A 1,151-nucleotide genomic window follows, 5' to 3' on the forward strand; every position below is an offset into this window, starting at 1 on the left:
CAATCCGGCGTGGTCCGAAGACGCCATCCGGCGTCCGGCCACAGGCAAGATAACGTGCGTCCCGTCGTCCTTGGTCTGCACCAGTCCTCATCCGCTCGCGCGGAGCTCCGTCGTTCAAAAGGCCGTTGTCACCATGGCGTGCGGCTCAATACCTCGTGTTGCACATTGTTCATCGATACGCTCCGAGCAGCTTGCGGTCCTTCACCGCCGCGCGTGCGGCAACATCCTGTTCGCTCAAAGCCGGATCGCCGATATAGAAGGTGCCGTCGATCCACATCGCATGCATGATCACCGCCAGCTTGCGCGCCACCGCAACGCAGGCCTTGCGATGACACGAGCGCTTGGCGATGCTCATGCCCCAGGTCTTGACCTTGTCCTTGCGCTTGAAGCGCGTCAGCAGCGCCGAGGCCGCCTCATAGAGCGCGCGCCGCACATCCGGATCACCCGCCTTGCTGATCCGGCCCTGCACGTCGATCGACGTGCCCGACTGCCAGCGTCGCGACGTCAGGCCGAAGTATGCGGCAACGTCACGCGAGCGGCGGAACCGTGACGGATCGTCGATCGCCGTCATGAAGCTCAGCGCCGTCACCGGACCGACGCCGGGAATCTGCATGAAGCGCCGACACAATTCGTTGCCGGCGACAAAACGCACCACCAGATCGTGCAGCCGGCAATACTGCTTCCACAGCATCGCCCGCGCCGTCAGCATCGCATCCATCAGCTCCGCGGTGAGCGCATCCTGCGCCACCGCCTCGCGCACGGCCTGATCGAAGGTGCCGCGCGAGGTGCCGCCGAGTTTGATACCTAACGCCTTCAGCGAATGCCGGATGGTGTTTTCCAGATCGAGGAATTTGGCTTTGAGGTTGCGCCGCTGCGTCAGCAACAGCCGTATCCGGTAGCAGCTCTCGCTCTTGATATGCGCCTGCCGGAACCAGCCGGTGCGCATGATATGCGCGATCCCGAGCGCGTCCGCCCGGTCGGTCTTGTTGCGCTGCGCCGACAGCGCCGCGCGCACATGCTGGGTCTCCAGGCACACCGCCGGCAGACCAAGTTTGAGCATCTCCGGATGCAGCCACGGCGACAGCGAACCCGCCTCGTGACCGACCCGCCGCAAACGTCCGTGATAAGGCTTGAGCGCATCGCGGATCGCC

The 1,151-nt window shown here is 64.5% G+C and carries 1 protein-coding gene; it reads right to left on the reverse strand.

Annotated elements, in window-relative coordinates:
* Positions 1-169: 169 nt before the first annotated feature.
* Positions 170-1,151, reverse strand: a 982-nt coding sequence (locus NWI01_RS18575; protein WP_141385416.1) for an IS110 family transposase, incomplete at its 5' end; no start/stop codon positions are given.

The organism is Nitrobacter winogradskyi (genome assembly GCF_006539545.1).
GTDB classification, from domain to species: Bacteria; Pseudomonadota; Alphaproteobacteria; order Rhizobiales; family Xanthobacteraceae; genus Nitrobacter; species Nitrobacter winogradskyi_A.